Origin of the sequence: Paracoccus sp. J55 (assembly GCF_000513975.1) — a bacterium.
GTDB lineage: Bacteria > Pseudomonadota > Alphaproteobacteria > Rhodobacterales > Rhodobacteraceae > Paracoccus.
Map to the genome: position 1 here is coordinate 36,909 of NZ_AZVA01000010.1, position 25,959 is coordinate 62,867.

Here is a 25,959-nt window from a genome sequence, read left to right on the forward strand (position 1 = left end):
GGGATGCCTCGCCCTGACCACAGGCAGCGGCGTCCGGAGCGGCGCCTTGCAAAGGGGGAGACCGTCCATGTCATCCGACACCAAGACGGCCGCCGGCTACGAGGAGGGCCTGCAAGGCGCCTCGGACAAGGTTGCCGAGTTCCAGGAACAGAAAACCGCCCTGAAGCGCCTGCAGCACTGGCTGCACATGACGCCCTCGGCAGTGCCGATGATCGTGCTGGTCGCGGCGATCATCGTCTTCGGCCTGCTGTCGCCGAACTTCTTCAAGGCGGTCACGCTGTCCACCATCCTGCAGCAGATCGCCATCGTCGGCATCCTGGGCTGCGCGCAGTCGCTGGTGGTGCTGACCGCCGGGATCGACCTGTCGGTCGGCGCCATCGCGGTGTTCTCCTCGGTGCTGATGGGGCAGTTCACCTTCCGCTACGGCATCCCGGCGCCGCTGGCCATCGCGCTGGGGCTGGCGGCGGGCACGGCCATGGGCTTTGCCAATGGCTGGCTGGTCGCCCGCATCAAGCTGCCGCCCTTCATCGTGACGCTGGGCACCTGGCAGATCATCCTGGCGGCGAACTACATCTATTCCGCGAACGAGACGATCCGCTCCTCGGCCATCGCCGCCGAGGCGCCGGCGCTGCAATTCTGGGGCTATTCCATCCAGCCCGGCGGGGTGAAGATCCTCTATGCCGTGTTCCTGATGGTGGCGCTGGTCGCGATCCTGGCCTACGTCCTGCGCCATACCGCCTGGGGCCGGCATGTCTATGCCGTCGGCGACGACCCGGAGGCGGCAGAGCTGGCCGGGGTGCGCACCAGGCGGGTGCTGATCCAGGTCTATGCGCTGGCGGGCCTGTTCTGCGCCATCGCGGGCTGGGTGATGATCGGCCGCTTCGGCTCGGTCTCGCCCTCGGCCTCGACCGGGCAGCTGGGCAACATCCAGTCCATCACCGCGGTGGTGATCGGGGGCATCAGCCTGTTCGGCGGCCGAGGCTCGATCGTCGGCATGTTCTTCGGCGCGCTGATCGTCGGCGTGTTCGAGATGGGGCTGAAGATGGTCGGCACAGACCCGCAATGGACCTTCTTCCTCATCGGCCTGCTCATCATCCTCGCCGTGGCGGTGGATCAATGGATCAGAAAGGCATCGGCATGAACGCGAACACTTCCGCAGAACCGCTTCTGAAGGCCCGCGGCCTGGTCAAGCGCTATGGCAAGGTCACGGCGCTGGACCATTGCGACTTCGACCTGATGCCGGGCGAGATCCTGGCGGTCATCGGCGACAACGGCGCCGGCAAGTCCTCCCTGATCAAGGCGCTGTCGGGCGCGGTCCAGCCCGACGAGGGCGAGATCACGCTGGAGGGCCAGCCGGTGAAATTCGCCAGCCCGCTGGATGCGCGCGGATACGGGATCGAATGCGTCTATCAGACGCTGGCCATGTCCCCTGCCCTGTCCATCGCCGACAACATGTTCATGGGCCGCGAATTGCGCAAGCCGGGGATCATGGGCCGGTGGTTCCGCCAGCTCGACCGCCCGGCGATGGAGAAATTCGCCCGCGAGAAGCTGACCGAGCTGGGGCTGATGACCATCCAGAACATCAACCAGGCGGTCGAGACGCTGTCGGGCGGCCAGCGCCAGGGTGTGGCGGTGGCCCGGGCCGCCGCCTTCGGCTCGAAGGTGGTGATCCTGGACGAGCCGACGGCGGCGCTGGGGGTCAAGGAAAGCCGCCGCGTGCTGGAGCTGATCCGCGATGTCCGCTCGCGCGGCATTCCGATCATCCTGATTTCCCACAACATGCCGCATGTCTTCGAGGTGGCGGACCGCATCCATATCCACCGGCTGGGGCGGCGGCTCTGCGTGATCCGGCCGCAGGATTATTCGATGTCGGACGCGGTGGCCTTCATGACCGGGGCCAAGGTTCCGGACGAGGTGGCGACGGCGGCCTGAACGGCACGGCTGCGGGGGGCTCTGCCCCCCGTCCTTCGGACTCCCCCCGGGATATTTGCGCATGAGAGAAATACTGGACCGGATTGCGGGGCTGGGACCCGGACGGCGGATCGTCGCCATCGTCGGGGCGCCAGGATCGGGGAAATCGACCCTGGCCGCCCGGCTGGCGGCCGGGCTTGCGGATGCGGCGCTGGTGCCGATGGACGGGTTCCATCTGGACAACCGGCTGCTGGAAGCGGAGGGGCTGCGCGGCTGCAAGGGCGCGCCCCAGACCTTCGACGCGGCGGGCTTCGTCGCGCTGGTGCAGCGGCTGAAGGCCGGGGGCGAGGTGGTCCACCCGGTCTTCGACCGCGGGCTGGACCTCTCCATCGCCGGGGCCGGCCGGGTCGAGGCGGGCCATCGGCTGGTGCTGGTCGAGGGCAATTACCTGCTGCTGGACCGAGCGCCCTGGCGCAAGCTGGCGGGCCTTTGGGACCTGTCGGTCATGCTGGACGTGCCGATGGAGGAGCTGCGCCGCCGCCTGACCGCGCGCTGGCAGGGTCTTGGCCGTTCGCCGGCCGAGGTGATGGCGCATCTGGAGAACGATCTCGGCAATGCCGAGCTGGTGCTGCGCGAATCGTTGCCGGCCGATCTGCGGGTCCGGCCGGCGGCTATGTCTTCGGCCGGAACGCCTTGATGCGGGCGGGGTCGGTTTCCACATAGGCCGCCCCGATCAGGTCGAGGCAATAGGGCACCGCCGCGAAGACCGCATCGAGGCAGGTGGCGATGGCCGAGGGCTTGCCGGGGATGGTGATCATCAGAGTCGCGCCGCGGATGCCCGCGCTCTGCCGCGACAGGATGGCGGTCGGCACCTCGCGCAGGCTGGCGCGGCGCATTTCCTCGCCGAAGCCGGGCAGTTCCTTTTCGATCACCTCGGCCATGGCCTCGGGCGTCTGGTCGCGCGGGGCCGGGCCGGTGCCGCCGGTGATCAGGATCAGGTCGGCGCCCTGTTCGTCGGCCAGGTCGCGCAGGCAATCGGCGACGATCTCGCGCCCGTCCGGAATGATGCGGCGCGTGATGTCCATGGGCGAGGTGACGGTGGCGCGCAGCCAGTCCTCGGCCCCCGGCCCGCCCTTGTCCTGATATTCGCCGCGGGCGGCGCGGTCCGAGACGGTGACGATGGCGATATGGGCGGGGCGGTCGGGGTTCTGGGTCATGCCCGCATCCTGCCGCAGGCGGCGCGCGAAGGGAAGCGCGGCTCAGCCGCGCCGCGCCGCCTCGATGGCCGCGACGTCGATCCGGGTCATCTCCATCATCGCCTCGAAGGCGCGTTTCGCCTCGTCGCCGCCGGCGGCCAGCGCATCGGTCAGCACGCGCGGCGTGATCTGCCAGGAAATGCCCCATCTGTCCCTGCACCAGCCGCAGGCGCTTTCCTGGCCGCCATTGCCGACGATCGCATCCCAGTAGCGGTCGGTCTCCTCCTGGTCGTCGGTGGCGATCTGGAACGAGAACGCTTCGCTGTGCCGGAAGGTCGGGCCGCCGTTCAGGCCGACGCAGGGGATGCCTGCGACGGTGAACTCGACCAGCAGCACATCGCCCGCCTTGCCTGACGGAAAATCGCTGGGCGCGTGGCGCACCGCGGTGACGGCGCTGTCGGGAAAGGTCTCGGCATAGAAGCGGGCAGCCGCCTCGGCATCCTTGTCATACCAGAGGCAGACGGTGTTCTTGGCCATGGTCATTTCCGGTTCCTCCCTGGGCCTTGCCTGCGGGCGAACGCGCCATGGCGGTCGCGGTTCCCCAGGCGGGGGAGCCGGAGAGCAGTGAACGAGAGGCGGGCGCCTCCGGCGGGGGTATTTTGGGGAACGAAGAAGCCGGCCAGGACGATGGGTCATCGGACGAATCGGCCAGCAAAAAGGCCGCGGAACCTGCCCGCGGCCTTTTGCATGCAATGCGGGTGCGGTTACTTGAACCGGGCGTTGCGGTTCGCCACCAGCTTCAGACGCAGCGCGTTCAGACGGATGAAGCCCGCCGCGTCCTTCTGGTCATAGGCGCCGGCGTCGTCCTCGAAGGTGACGTGCTTTTCGCTGTAGAGCGAATGATCCGACCAGCGGCCGACGGTATGGACGCCGCCCTTGTAGAGTTTCAGCCGCACGGTGCCGGTGACGTGCTCCTGGCTCTTGTCGATCAGGGCCTGCAGCATCTCGCGCTCGGGCGAATACCAGAAGCCGTTATAGATCAGCTCGGCATAGCGCGGCATGATCGAATCCTTGAGATGGCCGGCGCCGCTGTCCAGCGTGATCTGCTCGATGCCGCGATGCGCTTCCAGCAGGAGGGTGCCGCCGGGGGTCTCGTAGATGCCGCGCGACTTCATGCCGACGAAGCGGTTTTCCACGAAGTCCAGCCGACCGATGCCATGCTTGCGCCCGTATTCGTTCAGCGCCGTCAGGATGGTGGCGGGCGACAGCGCCTCGCCGTTGATCGACACCGCGTCGCCGCGCTCGAAGCCGATCTCGACATATTCGGGCTGGTCCGGGGCGTCCTCGGGGCTGACGGTGCGCTGGTAGACGTATTCGGGCGCTTCCTCGGCCGGGTTCTCCAGCGCCTTGCCCTCGCTGCTGGTGTGCAGCAGGTTGGCGTCGACGCTGAACGGCGCCTCGCCGCGCTTGTCCTTGGCGATCGGGATCTGGTTCTGTTCGGCGAACTCGATCAGCCTGGTGCGCGAGGTCAGGTCCCATTCCCGCCACGGCGCGATCACCTTGATCGACGGGTCGAGCGCATAGGCCGACAACTCGAAGCGCACCTGGTCGTTGCCCTTGCCGGTCGCGCCATGGGCGACGGCATCGGCGCCGTGCTGATGCGCGATCTCGACCAGGTGCTTGGAGATCAGCGGCCGGGCGATCGAGGTGCCGAGCAGATAGAGCCCCTCGTAGACCGCATTGGCGCGGAACATCGGGAAGACGAAATCGCGCACGAATTCCTCGCGCACGTCGACGATATGGATGTTTTCCGGCTTGATGCCCAGCAGCTCGGCCTTCTGGCGCGCCGGTTCCAGTTCCTCGCCCTGGCCCAGGTCGGCGGTGAAGGTGATGACCTCGCAGCCGTATTCGGTCTGCAGCCATTTCAGGATGATCGAGGTGTCGAGCCCGCCCGAATAGGCAAGGACGACTTTCTTCGGCGCGTCGGACATGCGGATGACCCCCAGTGAAATTTCGGCAGGGAATAGGCGCATTCGCCGGGCGTCACAAGGGGAGCCTTGCCGGGAGCGAGGTTGCGGCGGCCGCTTCATCGTGTTGCCCTGCCCCCGCGACAGATCTTTCCGCTGAGCCACCTTGCCAAATCGCCCGTTTCGCGCCATTCGCGGATATATGGAAAACTTTGCCGCCTCTGTCCGCCAGGCAGAGATCGCGTTGCGCGACCTCTTCGAGCCGACGCCCCTGCAGAAGAACGACCACCTCTCGGCGAAATACGGCGCCGAGATCTGGCTGAAACGCGAGGACCTGACGCCGGTGCGCAGCTACAAGCTGCGCGGCGCCTTCAACGCCATGCGCAAGATCGGGGCCGGGTCGCAAGGGCATTTCGTCTGCGCCAGCGCCGGCAACCATGCCCAGGGCATGGCCTTTGCCTGCCGGCATTTCGGCGCCCGCGGCACGATCTTCATGCCCGTCACCACGCCCAGGCAGAAGATCGACAAGACCCGCATCTTCGGCAACGGCGCCATCGAGATCGTGCTGACCGGCGATTATTTCGACCAGACCCTGGCGGCGGCCCAGGACTTCGCCCGGGCGCAGGGCGCGACCTTCCTGTCGCCCTTCGACGATGCCGACATCATCGAGGGACAGGCCACGGTCGGGCTGGAGCTGCTCGACCAGTTGGGCGGGGCGCCGGATGTCGTGGTGCTGCCGGTCGGCGGCGGCGGGCTGGCCGCCGGCGTCACCCGACTGCTGGCCGTGCTGGCCCCCGGCACGCGCGCCGAATTCGCCGAGCCCGAGGGCGGCGCCAGCCTGCGTGAGGCGCTGCTGGCCGGGACGCCGGTGACATTGCCGGCGGTGGACAATTTCGTCGACGGCGCCGCGGTGGCGCGGATCGGCGACCTGCCGTTTCGCGCGCTCGCCGGCTTCGGCGCCGACCGGGTCCATACCGCGCCCGAGGACCGCATCTGCGCCACCATGCTGGAGATGCTGAACATCGAGGGCATCGTGCTGGAACCCGCCGGGGCGCTGGCGGTGGACGTGTTGCGCGACATGCCCGGGCTGGCCGGCAAGCGCGTGGTCTGCATCTGCTCGGGCGGCAATTTCGATTTCGAGCGCCTGCCCGAGGTCAAGGAGCGCGCCCAGCGTTTCTCGGGCCTCAAGCGCTATTTCATCCTGCGCATGCCGCAGCGGCCCGGCGCGCTGCGCGACTTCCTGCAGCTGCTCGGCCCCGAGGACGATATCGCCCGCTTCGAATACCTAAAGAAATCGGCGCGCAATTTCGGCTCGGTCCTGATCGGCATCGAGACCACCGCTCCCGCCAATCTCGAACGGATCTGCGAAAGGCTGGACGCGGCGGGGATCGGCTATCGCGACATCACCCGCGACCCGGTCCTGGCCGAGTTCCTGATCTGATCCCGGCACGGCGCTAGGCATGGCGGGCCCGCTTGCCGGGATGCAACGCCGCGTCCAGCTGACGCATCAGCGCCTGTTTCGAGGCGGAATAGCTGGCCAGCAGCGATTCGACATCGACCTCGCCGTGCCGGCCGGCGGCGGCCTTGCGCTCGCCCGCGTCGCAGAGATTGCCGAATTCCGAGAAGCCCAGATTCCAGGCGCAGCCCTTCAGGAAATGCAGGTCGGTTTCCAGCCGCAGCGCGTCGCGGCGCGACAGGCGCATGATGACGCCTTCGACCTCGTCCAGAAACAGCTCCAGGATCAGCTGGAATTCGTCATCGCCGACTTCGCCGCGCAGCTCGTTGATACGGTTCCAATCCAGCATGGACAACCCTTGGAAGAATCACCCCTTATTCATAACAGGGAAATCATCCAGAACGTGTTAATCGCGAAAATTGTCCGGATTAACGGAACCTTCAGCGGCCCGGGCTTACACCGTCCGCATGATGATCCTGGACGGCCATGCAATAAGCTCCATCCCGCATAACTGGCGGCTGGTGCTGCTTGTCGATGACAGCCGGGCGCAAAGGCGCACCCTGGCGGTCCAGCTGACCCGCGCCGGCTATCACGTGGTGGAGGCCGCCAGCGGCGACGAGGCGATGCGCATCTGCCTGGAACGGCGCCCCGACATCGTGATCTCGGACTGGATGATGCCGGGGCAGAGCGGGCTGGATTTCTGCCGCCGCTTCCGCGAGATGCAGTCGGACCGCTACGGCTATTTCATCCTGCTGACCTCGCGCAACGACAAGAAGGACATTGCCGACGGGCTGCGCGCCGGCGCCGACGAATTCCTGACCAAGCCGGTCTCGGGGGCCGAGCTGCTGGCCCGGCTGTCCGCCAGCGAACGCATCCTGCGCATGGAGGAAAGGCTGCGCAACGCCAATGCCCAGCTCAGCGCCACGCTGACCGAATTGCGCGCCACCCAGGCCGCGATCGAGCGCGACCTGCGCGAGGCGCAGCGCCTGCAGCAGGGGCTGGTGCGGGAACGTCATGGCCGCTACGGCGATTTCGACCTGTCCCTGCTGATGCGCCCGGCCGGCCATATCGGCGGCGACCTGGTCGGGTTCTTCCCGATCAATGCCCGCCGGGTCGGGCTGTTCGCGCTGGACGTGGCGGGGCATGGCGTGGCGGCCGCCCTGCTCAGCGCCCGGCTGGCGGCGCTGCTCTCGGGCGCGACCGACCACAACATCGCGCTGCGCATCACCGAGCTGGGGCTCTACGACGCCCGCCCGCCTGCCGAGATCCTGCGCCAGCTCAATATGCTGATGCTCGAGGAATTGCGCACCGAATCCTATTTCACCATGGTCTATGCCGACCTGGACTTCCTGACCGGCCGGCTGCGGCTGGTGCAGGCGGGCCACCCGCATCCCGTGCTGCAACGCGCCGATGGCCGGATCGAGCGCATCGGCGGCGGCGGCCTGCCCGTAGGCGTCTTTTCCCATGCCGAATACGAAGAGGTGCAGCTGACCCTGAGCCCCGGCGACCGGCTGTTCATCAGCTCGGACGGGCTGACCGAAAGCGAGAATCCCCGCGGCGAGCCCCTGGGCGAAGAGGGGCTGCACGCCATCCTGCGCACCAATGCCATGCTGCGCGGCGACGCGCTGCTGGAATCGATCTGCTGGTCTGCGGCGCATTATGCCGGCGGCCAGCGCAGCGACGACATTTCGGCGGTGCTGATCGAGCGGCGTCCGGACGGGCAAGACCCTTGGGGCTGATCCGCCTCAGCGCCGGCGCAGCGCCGCCCGCACCACGGCGCGCGATCCCGGGTCGGGCAGCAAGGCCGCGACGCGCGGCAAGGGCACCCAATGCGCCTCATGCCCCGGCTCGGCTGGCGTGCCCAGGCGGGCGACCGGCCGCGCCAGCCAGACGGTGCAGAGCTTTTCCGCCCAGAACCCGTAATCCGGCATATAGCAGAAGCGCCGATAGGCACCGAAGCGGCGCGGATTGCCGATGCTCCAGCCGGTCTCCTCGCGCACCTCGCGATGCAGGGCGGCCAGCGGCGATTCGCCCGGATCGATGCCCCCGCCGGGCAGCTGGAACTCCGGCGCGGGCGCCTGCTGGAAGGTCAGCAGCGCCGCCCCGTCGCGGACCAGCAGCGCATAGGCGCCCGGACGCAGCCGATAGGCGCGCCGTCCGGGCGGCGGTCCGAAACGCGGTATCATGCAGGCCCCTTTTCTTCCCCGCCCCATGCTGCAAGCCTGCCGGGGCCGGCTGCCGCGACCCCAGCACCGAAAGCCGGCGGCTTCTTCGTTCCCCAAATACCCATGCGACGCCGCCGCAGGCAACAAGGCCCGCCTGCCCGGCCCTGTCGTCAAAGCAAAAGCCGCGCAAACCCAAGGGCTTGCGCGGCTTTTGTATCATGGTGCCCAGGAGAGGACTCGAACCTCCACGCCTTGCGGCACACGGACCTGAACCGTGCGCGTCTACCAATTCCGCCACCTGGGCAGGTCGCGTGAGCCGGGTGATTAAGCCCAGCCGCGGGGGGTGTCAACGGGGGGGGCAACAAAAATCTTCGCCCACCCGAATCTTTTTTCCGCGCCGCCGCGCGGGTCGCGATATTCTTTCGCCAGCCGCGGCCCGCAGCGCCGCATCGAACGCCGTCCACAACCGCAGCGGGCGATATCCTATCCTTTCGGTCAGGTTGCTGCCGGGAAGCGCCCGGGACTAGAAACCCTTCACAGGAAGTCATTTGTTGCCAGTGCTCTGATAAACGGAATTTTTCCATGGACGACCTCAAGACCCGCGAATGGGACGCCATCGTGATCGGCACGGGGATCGGCGGGGGAACCGCGGGCCGGCGCCTGGCCGAGGCGGGGCTTTCCGTGCTCTACCTGGAAAAAGGGCCCGACCTGGGCGACGCCCCCCTGCCCGCGCTTGGGATCGAGACCCGCGATCCCGAGGCGCGGATGGCCAACGGCGCCTGGCCCTGCATGCTCGAGGCCAAGCTGGACGGCGCCTGGTGCGAGCTTGACGGCATGATCGGCACCGGGGTGGGTGGCACCTCGGCCTATTACGCGGCGACGCTGGAGCGTCCCGAGCGGCACGACCTGGACACGACCGAGGCGCTGCCGCATCCGACCGGCGGCTGGCCGGTCGGCTATGACGAGATGCTGCCCTGGTTCTCGCTGGCCGAGAAATATTTCCATATCAACGGCGAGGTCGATCCGCTCGCCCCCGCGGGGGCCGAGCTGCTGCCGCCGATCCTGCCGCTGCCGGCCTCGGATGCGGCGCTGATGGCGGCGCTGCGCCGGTCGGGCATGCATCCCTATCGCACGCATATGGCGGCGCGCTTCCTGCCGGGCTGCGAGAGCTGCTTCGGCCGGCGCTGCCCGCGGCGCTGCAAGATGGACGGCCGCTCGGCCGGGGTGCTGCCGGCGATCGAGACCGGCCGCGCCGCGCTGATCGACCGCTGCTCGGTGACCCGGATCGAGGCCGACGGCCAGCAGGTCCAGGGCGTCACCTGCCGCCGCGACGGGCAGGAATTCACCCTGCGCGCCCGGACCTATGTGCTGGCGGCGGGCGGGCTGGGCTCGCCCTCGCTGCTCTTGCGTTCGGCCGGCGAGGCCTGGCCCCGGGGGCTGGGCAACCGCAACGGCCTGGTCGGCCGCAACCTGATGTTCCACCTCAGCGAGATCATCGCCATCTGGGCCGGACAGGGCCGGGACGAGACCGGCGCCTCGCGCTCGATCAGCATGCGCGACCTGTATTTCATCAACGGCCAGCGGTTCGGCACCGTGCAATCCATGGGGCTGACGGCCGGCTATGGCGAGATCCTGCACGCGCTGAACGGCCGCTTCGACCAGTCGCCGCTGCGCCGCATCCGGCCGCTGCGGCACGGGCTGCGCTTTCCCGCCCTGGTCGCGGCGCGGATGCTGGGCAATGCCAAGCTGTTCGTGGGCGTGCTCGAGGACCTGCCCTATGCGCATAACCGCGTCCTGCCCGATCCGCAGGACCCCGACCGGCTGCGCTTCCGCTACGACATCTCGGACGAGCTGCGCGGCCGGCGGGCCGCCTTCCGCAAGGCGATGCGCGCGGCCTTCCGCCCGCATCGGGCGATGTTCATGGGCAGCGCGCCGCAGCTGAACTTCGCCCATCCCTGCGGCACGCTGCGCTTTGGCGACGATCCCGCCAGCAGCGTTCTGGACCGCGATTGCCGGATGCATGGCGTCGACAATCTCTTCGTGGCCGATTCCTCGTTCATGCCGACCTCGAACGGGGTCAATCCCAGCCTGACCATCGCCGCCAATGCGCTGCGGGTGGCGGACGCGATCGTCGCAGGGCTACGGCCACGGCTTGCCGCTGGCGGAAGCCTTGGGTATTGAACGATCAAGCAAGCCACGAAGGGAGCGCCGCATGTCCGCAGCCAAGCTGGTCACCATCTATGGCGGGTCCGGATTCCTGGGCCGGCAGATCGCCCGGATCATGGCCGCGCAGGGCTGGCGCATCCGCGTCGCCGTCCGCCGCCCGAACGAGGCCGGCGTCGTGCGCACCTATGGCGCGCCCGGCCAGGTCGAGCCGGTGCCCTGCAACATCCGCGACGACCTGTCGGTGACCGCCTGCATGGCCGATGCGGATGCGGTCATCAACTGCGTCGGCATCATGGTGCGCGAGGGCAAGAACACCTTCGACGCCATCCATGAGGAGGCGGCGGGCCGCGTCGCCCGGATCGCCGCCGAGACCGGGGTGAAGCAGTTCGTGCATGTCTCGGCCATCGGCGCGGATGCGGATTCGGAAAGCCGCTATGCCGCCTCCAAGGGCCGGGGCGAGGCCGCGGTGCTGGCGCATCGCCCCGATGCGGTGATCCTGCGGCCCTCGGTCATGTTCGGACCGGACGATCATTTCTACAACCGCCTCGCCGCGATGACCCGGCTGGGCCCGATCCTGCTGGTGCCGGGCGCGAATACGCCGATGCAGCCGGTCTATGTCGATGATGTGGCGCGCGCCGCCGCCGTGGCCGCCGCGGGCGAGGCGCAGCCCGGCATCTACGAACTGGGCGGGCCGGACGTCCTGACGATGCGCGAGATCGCGCAGCAGGTGCTGACCGCCATCGGGCGCCGCCGCGCCGTCATCGGCCTGCCGCATTGGCTGAGCCGCGTGATGGGAACGGCGCTGGACGGCGTGCAGACCGTCACCGGCGGGCTGCTGACCAACCGCATCATGACCCGCGACCAGGCGCGGCTGCTGCGCCTGCCGAACCGGGTCTCGGGCCAGGTCAAGACCTTCGCCGACCTGGGCATCGAGCCGACCGCCGCCCCCGCCGTCATCGAGGGCTATCTGTGGCGCTTCCGCCCCTCGGGACAATATGAGGCGATCACCGCCTCGGCGAAGAACCTGCGCAACAGCTGATGGACCACAACACCCTTGTTGCCGTCGCCCTGGGTCTGCTGGAGGGGCTGACGGAGTTCATCCCCGTGTCCTCGACCGGCCACGTGCTGCTGGCCGGGCATTTCCTCGGCTTCGATTCGCCCGGCCGCGCCTTCGAGGTGCTGATCCAGCTGGGCGCGATCATGGCCATCCTGGGCGTCTATGCCGGGCGGCTGTGGCGGATCTTCACCAGCGCGCCGCAGGACCCGCGCGCGCGGCGCTTCATCCTGGCCGTCCTGCTGGCCTTCCTGCCCGCCGTGGTGATCGGCGTGCTGGCGCATCGCATCATCAAGGAGGTCCTGTTCGAGACCCCCGGCCTGATCGCGGTCATGCTGATCGTCGGGGGCGTGGTGCTGCTGTTCGTGGACCGGATGGCGAACCGGCCGCGCTATTTCTCGGCCGAGGACTTCCCGCTGCCCATGGCGGTCAAGATCGGCTTCATCCAGTGCCTGGCGATGATCCCCGGCGTCTCGCGTTCGGGCGCGACCATCGTGGGCGCCCTGCTTCTGGGCGCGGACAAGCGTTCCGCGGCCGAGTTCAGCTTTTTCCTGTCGATGCCGACGATGCTGGGCGCCTTCGTCTATGACCTCTACAAGAACCGCGACATCCTGGACGCGACAGCGACCGGGAACATCGTGATCGGCTTCTTCTGCGCCTTTCTGGCCGCCGTCGTCGTGGTGCGCGGGCTGCTGAACTATGTCTCGACCTATGGCTACGGCTTCTTCGCCTGGTGGCGAATCGTGGTCGGAGCCGCAGTTCTGCTGGCTTTGCAGGCAGGTTGGTAAACTATGCTGACCTATTTTTCGCATTTGCAGCATGGATTTTTTAACGCAAGAGCTGGAAATCGTTAATTAGGTCAACTCTGCTGACTTTTCTTTGGCGGCGGCCTGACTTATCAGGCTGTGAACACCCTCGTCATCGAAGGACGCGCAGCCATGGCCACGCAGAAGATGCTCAAATTCGTCACCATCGGGCGCGAGATGCCCGAGAAACGTGACGCGGCATCCCGCTCGGAAGACTTTCACGAGATCTATCGCGAATTCGCCGAGGCCAAGGCCAAGGAACAGGCCAGCCGCTGCAGCCAATGCGGCGTGCCCTATTGCCAGAGCCATTGCCCGCTGCACAACAACATCCCCGACTGGCTGCGCCTGACCGCCGAGGGCCGCGTGCAGGAGGCCTATCTGCGCAGCCAGGAAACCAACACCTTCCCCGAGATCTGCGGCCGCATCTGCCCGCAGGACCGGCTGTGCGAAGGCAATTGCGTCATCGAACAGTCCGGCCACGGCACCGTCACCATCGGCGCCATCGAGAAATACATCACCGACACCGCCTGGGAAGAGGGCTGGGTCGCCCCCGTCGTCCCCATGCAGGAGCGCCCGGAATCCATCGGCATCATCGGCGCCGGCCCGGGCGGCCTTGCCGCCGCAGACCGGCTGCGCCGCATGGGCTTCCAGGTCACGGTCTACGACCGCCACGACCGCGCCGGCGGGCTGCTGATCTATGGCATTCCCGGTTTCAAGCTGGAAAAGCAGGTGGTCGAGCGGCGCACCCGGCAACTGGCCGAGGGCGGCGTGGATTTCGTGCTGAACATCAATGTCGGCGAGGATATCAGCTTCGACGCCATCCGCGGCAAGCATGACGCGGTGCTGATCGCGACCGGCGTCTACAAGACCCGCGACCTGGACATCGACAATGCCGCCGCCAAGGGCGTGGTGCGGGCGCTGGACTACCTGACCGCCTCGAACCGGGTCGATCTGGGCGACGAGATCCCCGATTACGAGGATGGCGAGCTGAACGCCAAGGGCAAGCGCGTCGTGGTCATCGGCGGCGGCGACACCGCCATGGATTGCGTGCGCACCGCCATCCGCCAGGGCGCGCAATCGGTGAAATGCCTGTATCGCCGCGACCGCGCCAACATGCCGGGCAGCCAGCGCGAGGTGCAGAACGCCGAGGAGGAGGGCGTCGAATTCGTCTGGCTCTCGGCCCCCGGCGCATTCACCGGCCATGTCACCGGCGAGGCGATGGTGGCGCAGGAACGCGACGTGGACGATACCGGCGACATCCCGACCATCAGCGCCGTGCGGGTGCAGAAGATGCGGCTGGGCGCGCCGGACGTCTCGGGCCGGCAGTCGCCCGAACTGATCGAGGGCGCCGATTACGACGAGCCGGCCGAGCTGGTCATCAAGGCCCTGGGCTTCGAGCCCGAGGAACTGCCGCGGCTCTGGGGCGTCGAGGGGCTGGAAGTGACGCGCTGGGGCACGATCAAGGCCGATTACCAGACGCATCAGACCAGCCTGCCCGGCGTCTTTGCCGTGGGCGACATCGTGCGCGGCGCCTCGCTGGTGGTCTGGGCGATCCGCGACGGCCGCGAGGCTGCCGACAGCATCGCCGGCTATCTTTCGGGCGCCGCCCGCGTCGCCGCCGAATAGGGGTGTGGCCATGGCGTCTGGACCAAGCATCAATCCCACAACGCGCCGCGCGGCGCTGGCGGCAGGAATAGCAACCTTGCTGACCTTTCTGCCGCTGCCTGCCGCCGCGGCGAATTTCACCCCGCCCTCGGGCTGCAAGCTCGAGGTGACGGTGCAGAACCGCGGCTGCAGCGTCTCGCAGCATTATCGGTGCAGCGCCGATGCGCCGGGCGACCAGTGGGTGACCTATTTCACCGCCGAGGGCCCGACCTTCCAGTCGCGCATCGACCGCGAGACGCGCTGGATGGAAAGCACCGACCTGCGCAGCGGCCTGACCGACGTGCTGGAGGACGAGGCCGAGGACCATGCCTCGTTCAGCACGCTGCTGGACACGGGCCGGGACGATTTCGACTTCTGGACCCGCTCGAACAGCGGCGAGCGGCTGCGCCATGTCGGCCAGGACGAGCTGACCGGCGAGACGGTGCAGATCGGCGGCGTGTCGCTGGAGGTCACGCGCTTCGAGCTGACCACCTACAGCGAATCCGGCCAGGTGCTGATCCGGCGCCGGGGCCAGCAATTCGTCAGCCGCGCGCAAGGGCGGTTCTATGGCGGCGTCGAGACCTCCGAGGACTGGACCGGCGCCGTGCAGCAGACCAACGACAGCCCGGTGACGTGCTCGTTCCCGGGGCAGCCCGGCTTCGGCTCGACCACGCCGGAATATGATTGCGACCTGCAGATGGTGGGCGGCGAAGGCGCCGGCATCCTGTGGCAGCTTATGAAGGAGGCACGGACGTGATGGACTGTGAACAGATGAGCTGGGAACAGCAGGAACAGGCCCGCCGCGACTGGATGGCGGAACATTCGCTCTACCGTGCCGAGGACGAGCATTCGTCCTGCGGCGTCGGCCTGGTCGTCAGCATCGACGGCAAGGCCAGCCGCAAGGTGGTGGAAAGCGGCATCAACGCGCTGAAGGCGATCTGGCATCGCGGCGCCGTGGACGCGGACGGCAAGACCGGCGACGGCGCCGGCATCCACGTGCAGATCCCGGTGCCCTTCTTCTACGACCAGGTCCGCCGCACCGGGCACGAGCCCGACCATGACAAGCTGATCGCCGTGGGCCAGGTGTTCCTGCCGCGCACCGATTTCGCCGCGCAGGAACGCTGCCGGACCATCGTGGAATCCGAAGTGCTGCGCATGGGCCATTACATCTATGGCTGGCGGCACGTGCCGGTGAACACCGCGGTCCTGGGCGAAAAGGCCAACGCCACCCGCCCCGAAATCGAGCAGATCCTGATCCGCTGCGACAAGGACATCGACGACGAGCAGTTCGAGCGCGAGCTCTACATCATCCGCCGCCGGATCGAGAAGGCGGCGGTGGCGGCGCAGATCGCCGGCATGTATATCTGCACGCTGTCGTGCCGCAGCATCATCTACAAGGGCATGATGCTGGCCGAGCAGGTGGCCGAATTCTATCCCGACCTCAAGGACGAACGCTTCGAGAGCGCCTTCGCGATCTATCACCAGCGTTATTCGACCAACACCTTCCCGCAATGGTGGCTGGCGCAGCCCTTCCGCATGCTGGCCCATAACGGCGAGATCAACACGCTCAAGGGCAACTCGAACTGGATGCGCAGCCACGAGATCCGCATGGCCTCGCGGACCTTCGGCGAGATGGCCGAGGACATCAAGCCGATCATCCCCGGCGGCTCGTCCGACTCGGCGGCGCTGGACGCGGTGTTCGAGGTGCTGGTGCGCTCTGGCCGCAACGCGCCGATGACCAAGACCATCCTGGTGCCGGAAGCCTGGTCCAAGGCCACCACCGACATGCCCAAGGCCTGGGCGGACATGTATGCCTATTGCAACTCGATCATGGAGCCCTGGGACGGTCCCGCCGCGCTGGCGATGACCGACGGGCGCTGGGTCTGCGGCGGGCTGGACCGCAACGGGTTGCGGCCGCTGCGCTATGTCGTGACCGGCGACAACCTGCTGATCGCCGGGTCCGAGGCCGGCATGGTCCCGGTCGACGAAACCACCGTGCGCGAAAAGGGCGCGCTGGGTCCGGGCCAGATGATCGCCGTCGATATGGCCGAGGGCAAGCTTTACCACGACCGCGAGATCAAGGACCATCTGGCCGCCAGCCAGCCCTTCGGCGACTGGGTGGAAAAGGTGGTGCAGCCCTCGGAACTGATGGCGAAGCTGCCCGAGACCGCGCTTTACGCCGGCGAAGAACTGCACCGCCGCCAGATCGCGGTCGGCTATACCGTCGAGCTGGTCGAGCAGATGCTGGTGCCGATGGCCGAGGACGCCAAGGAGGCGCTGGCCTCGATGGGCGACGACACGCCGCCCGCGGTGCTGTCGCGCCAGTTCCGGCCGCTGTCGCATTACTTCCGGCAGAACTTCAGCCAGGTGACGAACCCGCCCATCGACTCCTTGCGCGAAAGCCGGGTGATGAGCCTGCGCACCCGCTTCGGCAACCTCAAGAACGTGCTTGAGGAAAGCTCGACCCATGCCGAGATCACCATGCTGGAAAGCCCCTTCCTCGCCAATGGCGAGTTCGAGGAGCTGACCCGCATGTTCGAGGGCCAGGCGACGCAGATCGATTGCACCTTCGCCGTCGATGGCGGGCCGGACGCCCTGGCCGAGGCGCTGGCGCGCATCCGCGCCGAGGCCGAGGATGCCGTGCGGTCCGGCAACGGCCACATTATCCTGACCGACGAGGGCATCTCGGCCGACCGCATCGGCGTGCCGATGATCCTGGCGACCAGCGCCGTGCACAGCTGGCTGACCCGCAAGGGGCTGCGGACCTTCTGCTCGCTGAACGTGCGGGCCTCGGAATGCGTGGACCCGCATGATTTCGCGGTGCTGATCGGCTGCGGCGCGACCACGGTGAACCCCTATCTGGCGCAGGACACCCTGGCCGAGCGCATCGAGCGCGGGCTGCTGGACGGCAACCTGATCGACATCATGACCCGCTACCGCGAGGCCATCGACGCCGGGCTGCTGAAGATCATGGCCAAGATGGGGATTTCGGTCCTGTCCTCCTATCGCGGCGGGCTGAACTTCGAGGCGGTGGGGCTTTCCCGCGCCATGGTGGCGGAATATTTCCCCGGCATGCAGTCGCGCATCTCGGGCATCGGGCTGCACGGGCTGCAGGCCAAGCTGGAGGAAGCCCATGCCAAGGGCTTCCGCGCGCCGCTGGTCGATCTGCTGCCGGTGGGCGGCTTCTACAAGGCGCGTCGCTCGGGCGAAAAGCACGCCTGGGAAGCCAATACCATGCGGCTGTTGCAGCTGGCCTGCGAAAGGGCGTCCTACGACATCTGGAAGCAGTTCACCGCCACGATGCGGGCGAACCCGCCGATCCATATCCGCGACCTGCTGGACATCAAGCCGCTGGGCAAGCCGGTGCCGCTGGAGGAGGTGGAATCGATCACCTCGATCCGCAAGCGCTTCGTGACGCCGGGCATGTCGCTGGGGGCCTTGTCGCCCGAGGCGCATATGACGCTGAACATCGCCATGAACCGCATCGGCGCCAAGTCCGACTCGGGCGAGGGCGGCGAGGACCCGGCGCACAGCCACCCGCTGCCGAATGGTGACAACCCCTGCGCCAAGATCAAGCAGGTCGCCTCGGGCCGCTTCGGCGTCACCGCCGAATACCTGAACGCCTGCGAGGAGCTGGAGATCAAGGTCGCGCAAGGGGCCAAGCCCGGCGAGGGCGGCCAGCTTCCGGGCATGAAGGTCACCGACCTGATCGCCCGGCTGCGGCATTCGACCAAGGGCGTGACGCTGATCTCGCCCCCGCCGCATCACGACATCTATTCGATCGAAGACCTTGCGCAGCTGATCTATGACCTCAAGCAGATCAACCCGCGCGCCAAGATCACCGTGAAGCTGGTGGCCTCCTCGGGTGTCGGCACCATCGCGGCGGGCGTGGCCAAGGCCAAGGCCGACGTGATCCTGATCTCGGGGCACAATGGCGGCACCGGGGCCAGCCCGGCGACCTCGATCAAGTTCGCCGGCCTGCCGTGGGAGATGGGCCTGACCGAGGCGCATCAGGTGCTGGCGATGAACCGGCTGCGCGACCGCGTCACGCTGCGCACCGACGGCGGGTTGCGGACCGGCCGCGACATCGTCATGGCGGCGATGATGGGGGCCGAGGAATTCGGCATCGGCACCGCCGCGCTGATCGCCATGGGCTGCATCATGGTGCGCCAGTGCCAGTCGAACACCTGCCCGGTCGGCGTCTGCACCCAGGACGAGAAGCTGCGGGCGATGTTCAACGGCTCGGCCGACAAGGTGGTGAACCTGATCACCTTCTACGCCACCGAGGTGCGCGAGATCCTGGCCCTGATCGGCGCGCGTTCGCTGGACGAGATCATCGGCCGCGCCGATCTGCTGACCCAGGTCAGCCGGGGCGACAAGTCGCTGGACGACCTGGACCTGAACCCGCTGCTCATCACCGTCGATGGTTCGGACAAGATCGTCTACGACCGCTCGAAGCCGCGCAACGCCGTGCCCGACACGCTGGACGCCGAGATCATCCGCGATGCCGGCCGCTTCTTCTCGGATGGCGAGAAGATGCAGCTGTCCTATGCGGTCAGGAACACCCAGCGGACGGTGGGCACGCGGACGAGCTCGATGATCGTGCAGACTTTCGGCATGCGCAACACGCTGCAGCCCGATCACCTGACCGTGCGCCTGACCGGCTCGGCCGGGCAATCGCTGGGCGCCTTCGCCGCGCCCGGGCTGAAGATCGAGGTCTCGGGCGATGCCAACGACTATGTCGGCAAGGGGCTTTCGGGCGGCACCATCGTGGTGCGGCCGCCGATGGGCAGCCCGCTGAACGCGGCCGAGAACACCATCATCGGCAATACCGTGCTTTACGGCGCCACCGACGGCCATCTTTTCGCGGCCGGCCGCGCGGGCGAGCGGTTTGCCGTCCGCAACTCGGGCGCCAAGGTGGTGATCGAGGGCTGCGGCAGCAACGGCTGCGAATACATGACCGGCGGCGTCGCCGTGATCCTGGGCCGGATCGGCGCCAATTTCGGCGCCGGCATGACCGGGGGCATGGCCTATCTCTACGACCCCGAGGGCGTGGCGCGCGACTACATCAATGCCGAAACGCTGGTCCTGTGCCCGGTGACGCAGGCGCATTGGGAAGCGGAGCTCAAGGGCCTGATCGAGCGGCACCACCAGGAAACCCGCTCGCGCCGGGCCGAGGAGATCCTGCAGAACTGGGAGGAGGAGAAGCTGAACTTCCTGCAGGTCTGCCCCAAGGAGATGCTGCCGCATCTGAAGCATCCCATCGCCCCGGTCGAGGATCTGGCGGCGGTGCCGGCAGAGTAAACGCAGCGCGGATGACGACAGCGGGGGCCCTTTCGGCCCCCGTTTCGTTTCGGGACGATGAATCGCGGCTCCTGCGGCGGGGGATCGGCGGCGATTGCCGGGCTGCGCCGCTGGACCGGCCCCGCACCGCCATGATGCGGCCTTTTTCCGCGATGGCGGTTGGCCCGCCTCGCAATCGCGGCTAAACCCCCGCGCGACGGATTCGGAAAAGGAAGCGCCCATGTCCGCGACCGAAAAGATCGCCCTCGGCAGCATCCTTGTCGGCCTGGTCGTGCTGGCGCTCAAGAGCTTCGCCTGGTGGCTGACCGGCTCGGTCGCGCTGCTTTCGGACGCGCTGGAAAGCACGGTGAACGTCGCCACCGCCGTCGCCGCGCTGATCGCCATCCGCGTCGCCGCCAAGCCCGCCGACCGGGACCACCCCTATGGCCATCACAAGGCGGAATTCTTCAGCGCCGTGCTGGAGGGGGTGATGATCATCGTCGCCGCGCTGCTGATCCTGCGCGAGGCGTATCACGGCTTCCAGAACCCGCGCATGCTGGATGCGCCGCTGGAGGGGCTGCTGGTCAACGGCCTGGCCAGCGTGCTGAACGGGCTGTGGTGCTGGGTGCTGGTCAGCCGCGGGCGCCGGCTGAAATCGCCGGCGCTGGTCGCGGACGGGCGTCACCTGCTGTCGGACGTGATCTCGTCGGTGGGCGTGGTGGCCGGGGTGGCGCTGGCAGTCGTGACCGGCTGGGCGGTGCTGGACCCGGCGCTGGCGGCGCTGGTCGCGCTGAACATCCTGTGGTCGGGCTGGAAGGTGATGACCAGCTCGCTCTCGGGTCTGATGGACGAGGCGGTGTCCGAGGACACGCTGGCCGATATCCGCGCCACCATCTCGGACGCCGCCACCGGCGCCATCGAGGCGCATGACCTGCGCACCCGCCATGCCGGACCGCGCACCTTCATCGACTTCCACCTGGTGGTGGACGGCCAGACGACCGTCGATGCCGCCCACGACATCTGCGACCGCATCGAGCAGGCGCTGAAGCGCAAGCTGCCCGAGGCGCTGATCACCATCCATGTCGAGCCGGAGCACAAGGCCAAGCATTCCGGCGTCCTGGTGATCTAGCACAGTGATCTAGCGCAGCCGCCGGCCCTCGGCGTCGAAATGAAAGGCGCGGTTCGGCTCGAAGCCCAGGCCCACCACCTCGTCCACGGCATAGTCCTGCTCGCCGAACAGCCGCACGGTCAAGAGGCCGTGGTCCTCCGAGGAAAGATAGACCAGCGTCTCGCCGCCCAGCTTCTCGACATGGCTGACGCGGCCGCTGATCTGCCCGCCGCCGGGCACCAGATGCTCGGGGCGGATGCCCAGCCTGTCCGAGCGCAGGCCCAGCTTGCCGGCATCCAGGAAATTCATCTGCGGGCTGCCGATGAAGCCGGCGACGAAGGTGTTGTCGGGGTCGTTATACAGGTCCATCGGCCGGCCCACCTGCTCGACCACGCCGCCGCGCAGGACGACGATCTTGTCAGCGAGCGTCATCGCCTCGACCTGGTCATGGGTGACATAGATCATCGTCGCGCCCAGCTCGCGATGCAGCCGGGCGATCTCGATCCGGGTCTGCACGCGCAGCGCGGCGTCGAGGTTCGACAGCGGCTCGTCGAACAAAAACAGCTTGGGCCGCCGCACGATGGCGCGGCCGATGGCGACGCGCTGGCGCTGGCCGCCCGACAGCTCGGCCGGACGCCGCTCCAGCAGATGGTCCAGCGCCAGCATCTCGGCCGCCTTCCCGGTCGCCGCCTCGATCTGCGCGCGGGGCGTGCCGGCCTGCTTCAGCGCCAGCCCCATGTTGTCGCGCACGGTCAGGTGCGGATAAAGCGCATAGCTCTGGAACACCATGGCGATCTCGCGCCGGGCCGGGGCCAGGTCGTTCACGCGCGCGCCGTCGATGGTCACGTCGCCCGAGGTCACATCCTCGAGCCCGGCGATCATGCGCAGAAGCGTGGACTTGCCGCAGCCCGAGGGGCCGACGAAGACGCAGAACTCGCCATCCTCGACATTCAGGTCGACGCCCTTGATGACCTGGGTGGCGCCGAAGGACTTGGTGACTTGGGTAAGGGTCAGGGCTCCCATCGGGATCTCCTTGCTGCAAGACGGATCATTTGACGGCGCCGGCGGTGATGCCGCGGATCAGCTGGCGCGAGAAGATCAGGTAAAGCACCAGCACCGGCAGGATGGCGAGGCTCAGCGCCGCCAGCACGGCGTTCCAGTTGGTGACGAACTGGCCGATGAAGACCTGGCTGCCCAGGGTGACGGTCTTGGTCGCCTCGCTGGGCGCCAGGATCAGCGGGAACCACAGGTCGTTCCAGATCGGGATCATGGTGAAGACGGCGACGGTGGCCATGGCCGGCCGCACCAGCGGCAGCACCAGCCGGAAGAAGATGGTGTATTCCGACAGCCCGTCGATGCGCCCGGCATTCTTCAGATCGTCCGAGACGCCGCGCATGAACTCGGACAGGATGAACACCGCCAGCGGCAGCCCCTGCGCGGTATAGACCAGCACCAGCGCCGTCAGCGTGTTCACCAGCCCGGAGGCCACCATCATCTGCAGGATGGCGACGGTGCCCAGCCGGATCGGGATCATGATCCCCAGCGCGAGGTACAACCCCATCAGCATGTTGCCGCGAAAGCGGTATTCCGACAGCGCGAAGGCCGCCATGGCGCCGAACAGCAGCACGAAGAACAGGCTGGCCACGGTCACGATCAGCGAGTTCTGGAAATAAAGGACGAAATCCCCCTGCGCCAGCACCGTGCGATAGCCGATCAGGTCGAAGCTTTCCGGCGTCGGCACGGCCAGCGGATCGGCGAATATCGCCCGGCGGTTCTTGAAGCTGTTGATGACCACGACGAAGACCGGGAACAGCGCGATCACCGTGTAAAGGATCAGCACGGCATGGGCGGCCAGGCTGCGGGCGGTGGAATGGCGGGCTTGGCTCATGGCTCTCCCCTCAGAACTGATAGCGGCGCAGCCGGCGCTGGATGGCGAACAGGTAGAAGCCGACGCCCAGCAGGATGATGCCGAACATGGCGGTGGCGATGGCCGCGCCCATATGCGGGTCGCCGATCTGCAGCTGGAAGCCGAAGAAGGTCCGGTAAAGGAACGTCCCCAGAATGTCGGTCGAGAAATTCGGCCCGGCCAGCGCGCCTTGCGTCACATAGATCAGGTCGAAGGCGTTGAAATTGCCGACGAAGGTCAGGATCGAGATGATGCCGATCGAGGGCAGGATCAGCGGCAGCTTGATCTTCCAGAACTGCGACCAGCCGGTGACGCCGTCGATCTCGGCCGCCTCGATCACCTCGTCGGGGATCGACAGCAGCGCGGCATAGATCAGCATCATCGGGATGCCGACGAACTGCCAGACCGAGATCAGCGCCAGCGTGGTCAGCGCCGTGCCCTCGCGGCCCAGCCAGGGCGCGAACAGCGACTTCAGCCCGACGGCGTCCAGCATCCCCGGCGCGATGCCCCAGATCGGCGACAGGATCAGCTTCCAGACGAAGCCGACGATCACGAAGCTCAGGATGGTCGGGATGAAGATGGCGGTGCGATAGAACGCCGCCCCCCGCAGCCGCGGCGAGCTCAGCAGCGCCGCCAGCGCCACGCCGACCGGGTTCTGCACCAGCATGTGCACCAGGAAGAACCAGGCGTTGTTGCCGAGCGCGTTCCAGAAGCTCGCAGACCAGCGCGGATCGCCGAACAGCGTGGCGAAGTTCCGCAGACCCACAAAGACCCGCCCCTCCTCGCCGATGTTGAACAGCGACAGGTTCAGCGTCCCGAACAGCGGAACGATCATGATGGCGGTATAGACCAGTACCGCGGGGGCAAGAAACACCGCGATATGCCAGCGAAACGCTTTCCGCTGCGCCATGACGCCCTCCTTCTCTGTTTGAAAAATACCCTCGGGGGGGGCGGAAGGCCCCCCGCCGCCGGGCCGTCAGGCCCGGCCAGCATTCACTTCGGGCCGTCAGGCCCGGCAGGCCGTCACTTCTGCTGCGGCGCGTACCACGAGGCCAGGCCCTGCTGCAGCCGCTCGGCCGCGGCCTCGGGCGTCTCGGCGCCGGTGATGACATTGGCCGAGGCGGTCCAGGTCTCGTTCTCCAGGTTCGGCGTGCCGCGCGACAGGATCTGGTAGGTCGAGCGGATGGTCGGCTCGCAGCTTTCGCGCCAGCCGACGAATTCCTTCGCCAGCGGATCTTCCATCTCGACCGGGGCCGAATTCAGCGAGAAAAAGCCCGGCAGCGCATTGGCGTAAAGCGCGGCGAATTCCGACGAGCCGACCCATTCCAGGAATTTCCGCGCCTCTTCCGGATGCTTCGTCGCGGCATTCATCCCCAGCGCGATATCGGTATGGTCGCTGATATAGCAGGTGTCGCCCTCGGCCGGGACGGGGGGCGGAAACGCGCCCATCTCGAAGGCGCCGCCGATCTGCGGGCCGAAGACGCCGATTTCCCAGGACCCGGCCGGATAGATGGCGGCGCGGCCCAGGGTGAACAGGTTCTGGCTGTCGGGATAGGTCTGCGCCTCGAACCCGTCGCCCAGATAGTCCTTCCATTTCGCCAGCTGGCGGAAGGGCGCGACCCAAGGCTCGTCGGTCAGCTTTTGCGTGCCCTCGATCAGCGCCTTGCGGCCTTCCTCGCCTTTCCAGTAGGTCGGGCCGATGTTCTGGTAGCCCATGGTCGCGGCCTCCCACTGGTCGGCGGTGCCCATGGCCATCGGGATATAGCTGCCGTCTTCCTTGATCTTGTCGAGCAGGGCAAAGAACTCCGCCTCGGTCTTGGGCGGGGTCAGGCCCAGCTCGTCGAAGGCGGTCTTGTTGTAGATGAAGCCATGGATCACCGAGGCCATCGGCACGCAGAAGGTCTGGGCGCCGTCATCGGTCTGCCAGGCCGATTTCGCCACGTCCGAGAAATTCGCCATCGCCGCCAGGTCGCTCAGATCGGCCAGCTTGCCCTTCTTGAACAGCTCCAGCGAGGCATCGAAGGGCCGGCAGGTGATCAGGTCGCCGGCCGAGCCCGCATCCAGCTTGGAATTCAGCACCGCGTTGTATTCCGGCGGCGCCGAGGGCGCGAAATTGATCTTGATGCCGGGATTGGCCGCCTCGAAGGCCGGGATGATCTTTTCCTGCCAGATGGCGAGGTCGTCGTTGCGCCAGCTTTCGATGGTCAGCGTCACGTCCTGGGCCCAGGCGGCGCTGCCCAGCAATGTGCTGGCCAGCAGCGCCAGGCGGATGGTCTTGGTCATGGTCTTCTCCCTTCGGCATCGGGTCTCTCGCGGACCCTCTGGTTGCAATCAGATCAGCGGGGCCAGCAGGCCCCCGGTTTCGGCCAGCCGCGCCCGGGCCATGTCGGGCGCCATGCCGCGCGCGACCAGGATGGCGGGCTTGACCGCGCCGCCGGTGTGCGACAGCGCCGCCTCGGCCGCCTCGCGCCCGACCCCCGCGACGGCGGCGACGATGCGGGCAGCGCGGTCCACCAGCTTGATGTTGTCGGCCACCAGGTTGACCATGTAGCCGTCATGGACATGGCCCAGCCGGATCGCCACCAGCACCGAGAGCATGTTCAGCGCCACCTTCTGCGCCGTGGCCGCCCCCATGCGGGTCGAGCCGGAAACCACCTCGGCCCCCGTCTCGATCAGCACCGGGATATCGGCGCGTTGCAGCAGGGCCGAGCCCGCCACATGGGCGAGGCCGGCGACGGTCACCCCCCGTTCCTGCGCCGCCGCGCAGATCGCCAGCGCATAGGGCGTCCGCCCCGAGGCCGAGAGGCACAGAAGCACATCCCCCGCCGCCAGCCCGGCACGATCCAGGTCGGCCAGCGCGAGTTGCGGGTCGTCCTCGACGCTGCCTTGCAGGTGCAAAAGCGCCTCGGCCCCGCCGGCGAACATCATCGGCGTGCGCTCGGGCGCGATGCCGAAGGTGCCGGCCAGTTCCAGGCAATCCGCCAGCGCCATCAGCCCCGAGGAGCCGGCCCCGGCATAGCCGAGCTTGCCGCCCCGGCGCAGCGCCTCTGCTGCGGCCTCGGCTGCGCGTTCCAGCGCGGGCAGCGCGGGCTGCAGCGCGCCCAGCGCCGCGACCTGCGCGTCCAGCAGGACACGCAGCACCTCGCCGCCCGGGCGGGCGTGAAGCCCTGCGGATGCCGGATGCCTTGCCTCGGTGCCGGATGCGGTCATGTGATTCCCCCTGTTCCGTTGATAATGCCAAAACAATACCACTTGTAAAGACCCTTCTTCAATATCCGCCAAAATTGGCGTTTCATG

General features: G+C 67.6%; 22 protein-coding genes and 1 tRNA gene. 12 read left to right on the plus strand and 11 right to left on the minus strand.

Annotation, left to right across the window (positions count from 1 at the left end; genetic code table 11):
* Positions 1-67 precede the first annotated feature (67 nt).
* The 3 genes from PARJ55_RS0111200 to PARJ55_RS0111210 all read left to right on the plus strand — a co-directional run bounded on the left by PARJ55_RS0111200 (position 68) and on the right by PARJ55_RS0111210 (position 2,608).
* Positions 68-1,141, plus strand: coding sequence for an ABC transporter permease (locus tag PARJ55_RS0111200; RefSeq protein WP_028713123.1), 1,074 nt, complete (start codon positions 68-70; stop codon positions 1,139-1,141).
* The gene (locus PARJ55_RS0111205; RefSeq protein ID WP_028713124.1) at positions 1,138-1,932 is read left to right on the plus strand and encodes an ATP-binding cassette domain-containing protein; all 795 of its coding nucleotides are present in this window, start codon (positions 1,138-1,140) and stop codon (positions 1,930-1,932) included. Before PARJ55_RS0111200 ends, PARJ55_RS0111205 begins: the two co-directional genes overlap by 4 nt.
* Positions 1,933-1,993: 61 nt before the next feature.
* Positions 1,994-2,608, plus strand: coding sequence for an AAA family ATPase (locus PARJ55_RS0111210; protein WP_028713125.1), 615 nt, complete (start codon positions 1,994-1,996; stop codon positions 2,606-2,608).
* On the opposite strand, the gene mog is transcribed toward PARJ55_RS0111210, so the two are convergent.
* The 3 genes from mog to PARJ55_RS0111225 all read right to left on the minus strand — a co-directional run bounded on the left by mog (position 2,583) and on the right by PARJ55_RS0111225 (position 5,098).
* Complete coding sequence (mog, locus tag PARJ55_RS0111215) at positions 2,583-3,128, minus strand: molybdopterin adenylyltransferase (protein ID WP_028713126.1); 546 nt, start codon at positions 3,126-3,128, stop codon at positions 2,583-2,585. The genes PARJ55_RS0111210 and mog overlap by 26 nt on opposite strands.
* 42 nt (positions 3,129-3,170) lie before the next feature.
* The gene (locus PARJ55_RS0111220; protein ID WP_036714055.1) at positions 3,171-3,650 is read right to left on the minus strand and encodes a VOC family protein; all 480 of its coding nucleotides are present in this window, start codon (positions 3,648-3,650) and stop codon (positions 3,171-3,173) included.
* A 221-nt stretch (positions 3,651-3,871) separates the two neighbouring features.
* Entirely contained in the window at positions 3,872-5,098 is a 1,227-nt protein-coding gene (locus PARJ55_RS0111225) for an argininosuccinate synthase (RefSeq protein WP_028713128.1), read from the minus strand.
* 178 nt (positions 5,099-5,276) lie between these two features.
* Between PARJ55_RS0111225 and ilvA the strand changes: the two genes are divergently transcribed.
* Positions 5,277-6,515 (plus strand): threonine ammonia-lyase IlvA, encoded by a 1,239-nt coding sequence (gene ilvA, locus PARJ55_RS0111230; RefSeq protein ID WP_028713129.1) that lies wholly within the window; start codon positions 5,277-5,279, stop codon positions 6,513-6,515.
* 13 nt (positions 6,516-6,528) lie between these two features.
* Here ilvA and PARJ55_RS0111235 read toward each other — a convergent pair whose 3' ends face one another.
* The gene (locus PARJ55_RS0111235; RefSeq protein WP_028713130.1) at positions 6,529-6,879 is read right to left on the minus strand and encodes an Hpt domain-containing protein; all 351 of its coding nucleotides are present in this window, start codon (positions 6,877-6,879) and stop codon (positions 6,529-6,531) included.
* Between the two features lie 118 nt (positions 6,880-6,997).
* Between PARJ55_RS0111235 and PARJ55_RS0111240 the strand changes: the two genes are divergently transcribed.
* Positions 6,998-8,269 (plus strand): PP2C family protein-serine/threonine phosphatase, encoded by a 1,272-nt coding sequence (locus PARJ55_RS0111240; RefSeq protein WP_028713131.1) that lies wholly within the window; start codon positions 6,998-7,000, stop codon positions 8,267-8,269.
* A gap of 6 nt (positions 8,270-8,275) precedes the next feature.
* Here PARJ55_RS0111240 and PARJ55_RS0111245 read toward each other — a convergent pair whose 3' ends face one another.
* The gene (locus tag PARJ55_RS0111245) at positions 8,276-8,716 is read right to left on the minus strand and encodes an NUDIX domain-containing protein (protein ID WP_028713132.1); all 441 of its coding nucleotides are present in this window, start codon (positions 8,714-8,716) and stop codon (positions 8,276-8,278) included.
* 198 nt (positions 8,717-8,914) lie between these two features.
* Positions 8,915-8,999 (minus strand) — tRNA-Leu (locus PARJ55_RS0111250).
* Between the two features lie 278 nt (positions 9,000-9,277).
* Between PARJ55_RS0111250 and PARJ55_RS21925 the strand changes: the two genes are divergently transcribed.
* The 7 genes from PARJ55_RS21925 to PARJ55_RS0111285 all read left to right on the plus strand — a co-directional run bounded on the left by PARJ55_RS21925 (position 9,278) and on the right by PARJ55_RS0111285 (position 20,777).
* The gene (locus tag PARJ55_RS21925) at positions 9,278-10,876 is read left to right on the plus strand and encodes a GMC oxidoreductase (protein WP_036698228.1); all 1,599 of its coding nucleotides are present in this window, start codon (positions 9,278-9,280) and stop codon (positions 10,874-10,876) included.
* A gap of 31 nt (positions 10,877-10,907) precedes the next feature.
* The gene (locus PARJ55_RS0111260) at positions 10,908-11,900 is read left to right on the plus strand and encodes a complex I NDUFA9 subunit family protein (protein WP_028713133.1); all 993 of its coding nucleotides are present in this window, start codon (positions 10,908-10,910) and stop codon (positions 11,898-11,900) included.
* Positions 11,897-12,703 (plus strand): undecaprenyl-diphosphate phosphatase, encoded by an 807-nt coding sequence (locus tag PARJ55_RS0111265; protein WP_028713134.1) that lies wholly within the window; start codon positions 11,897-11,899, stop codon positions 12,701-12,703. Before PARJ55_RS0111260 ends, PARJ55_RS0111265 begins: the two co-directional genes overlap by 4 nt.
* Before the next feature lie 150 nt (positions 12,704-12,853).
* Complete coding sequence (locus PARJ55_RS0111270) at positions 12,854-14,347, plus strand: NAD(P)-dependent oxidoreductase (RefSeq protein WP_028713135.1); 1,494 nt, start codon at positions 12,854-12,856, stop codon at positions 14,345-14,347.
* A 76-nt stretch (positions 14,348-14,423) separates the two neighbouring features.
* On the plus strand, positions 14,424-15,122 hold the full coding sequence (locus tag PARJ55_RS0111275; RefSeq protein ID WP_232215694.1) for a hypothetical protein: 699 nt from the start codon (positions 14,424-14,426) through the stop codon (positions 15,120-15,122).
* Positions 15,122-19,669, plus strand: coding sequence for a glutamate synthase large subunit (gene gltB, locus PARJ55_RS0111280; RefSeq protein WP_028713137.1), 4,548 nt, complete (start codon positions 15,122-15,124; stop codon positions 19,667-19,669). The genes PARJ55_RS0111275 and gltB overlap by 1 nt, the downstream gene beginning before the upstream one ends.
* 220 nt (positions 19,670-19,889) lie before the next feature.
* The gene (locus PARJ55_RS0111285) at positions 19,890-20,777 is read left to right on the plus strand and encodes a cation diffusion facilitator family transporter (RefSeq protein WP_028713138.1); all 888 of its coding nucleotides are present in this window, start codon (positions 19,890-19,892) and stop codon (positions 20,775-20,777) included.
* A 9-nt stretch (positions 20,778-20,786) separates the two neighbouring features.
* Here PARJ55_RS0111285 and PARJ55_RS0111290 read toward each other — a convergent pair whose 3' ends face one another.
* The 5 genes from PARJ55_RS0111290 to PARJ55_RS0111310 all read right to left on the minus strand — a co-directional run bounded on the left by PARJ55_RS0111290 (position 20,787) and on the right by PARJ55_RS0111310 (position 25,872).
* On the minus strand, positions 20,787-21,779 hold the full coding sequence (locus PARJ55_RS0111290) for an ABC transporter ATP-binding protein (RefSeq protein ID WP_028713139.1): 993 nt from the start codon (positions 21,777-21,779) through the stop codon (positions 20,787-20,789).
* A 25-nt stretch (positions 21,780-21,804) separates the two neighbouring features.
* Positions 21,805-22,644: a carbohydrate ABC transporter permease gene (locus PARJ55_RS0111295; RefSeq protein ID WP_028713140.1), complete on the minus strand. Its 840-nt coding sequence runs from the start codon at positions 22,642-22,644 to the stop codon at positions 21,805-21,807.
* 10 nt (positions 22,645-22,654) lie between these two features.
* Positions 22,655-23,572 carry a carbohydrate ABC transporter permease gene (locus PARJ55_RS0111300; protein ID WP_028713141.1) on the minus strand — a complete coding sequence of 306 codons (918 nt, stop codon included), beginning with the start codon at positions 23,570-23,572 and terminating at the stop codon, positions 22,655-22,657.
* A gap of 113 nt (positions 23,573-23,685) precedes the next feature.
* Positions 23,686-24,945: an ABC transporter substrate-binding protein gene (locus tag PARJ55_RS0111305; RefSeq protein WP_028713142.1), complete on the minus strand. Its 1,260-nt coding sequence runs from the start codon at positions 24,943-24,945 to the stop codon at positions 23,686-23,688.
* Positions 24,946-24,993: 48 nt separating this feature from the next.
* On the minus strand, positions 24,994-25,872 hold the full coding sequence (locus PARJ55_RS0111310; RefSeq protein ID WP_028713143.1) for an N-acetylmuramic acid 6-phosphate etherase: 879 nt from the start codon (positions 25,870-25,872) through the stop codon (positions 24,994-24,996).
* Positions 25,873-25,959: the final 87 nt, after the last annotated feature.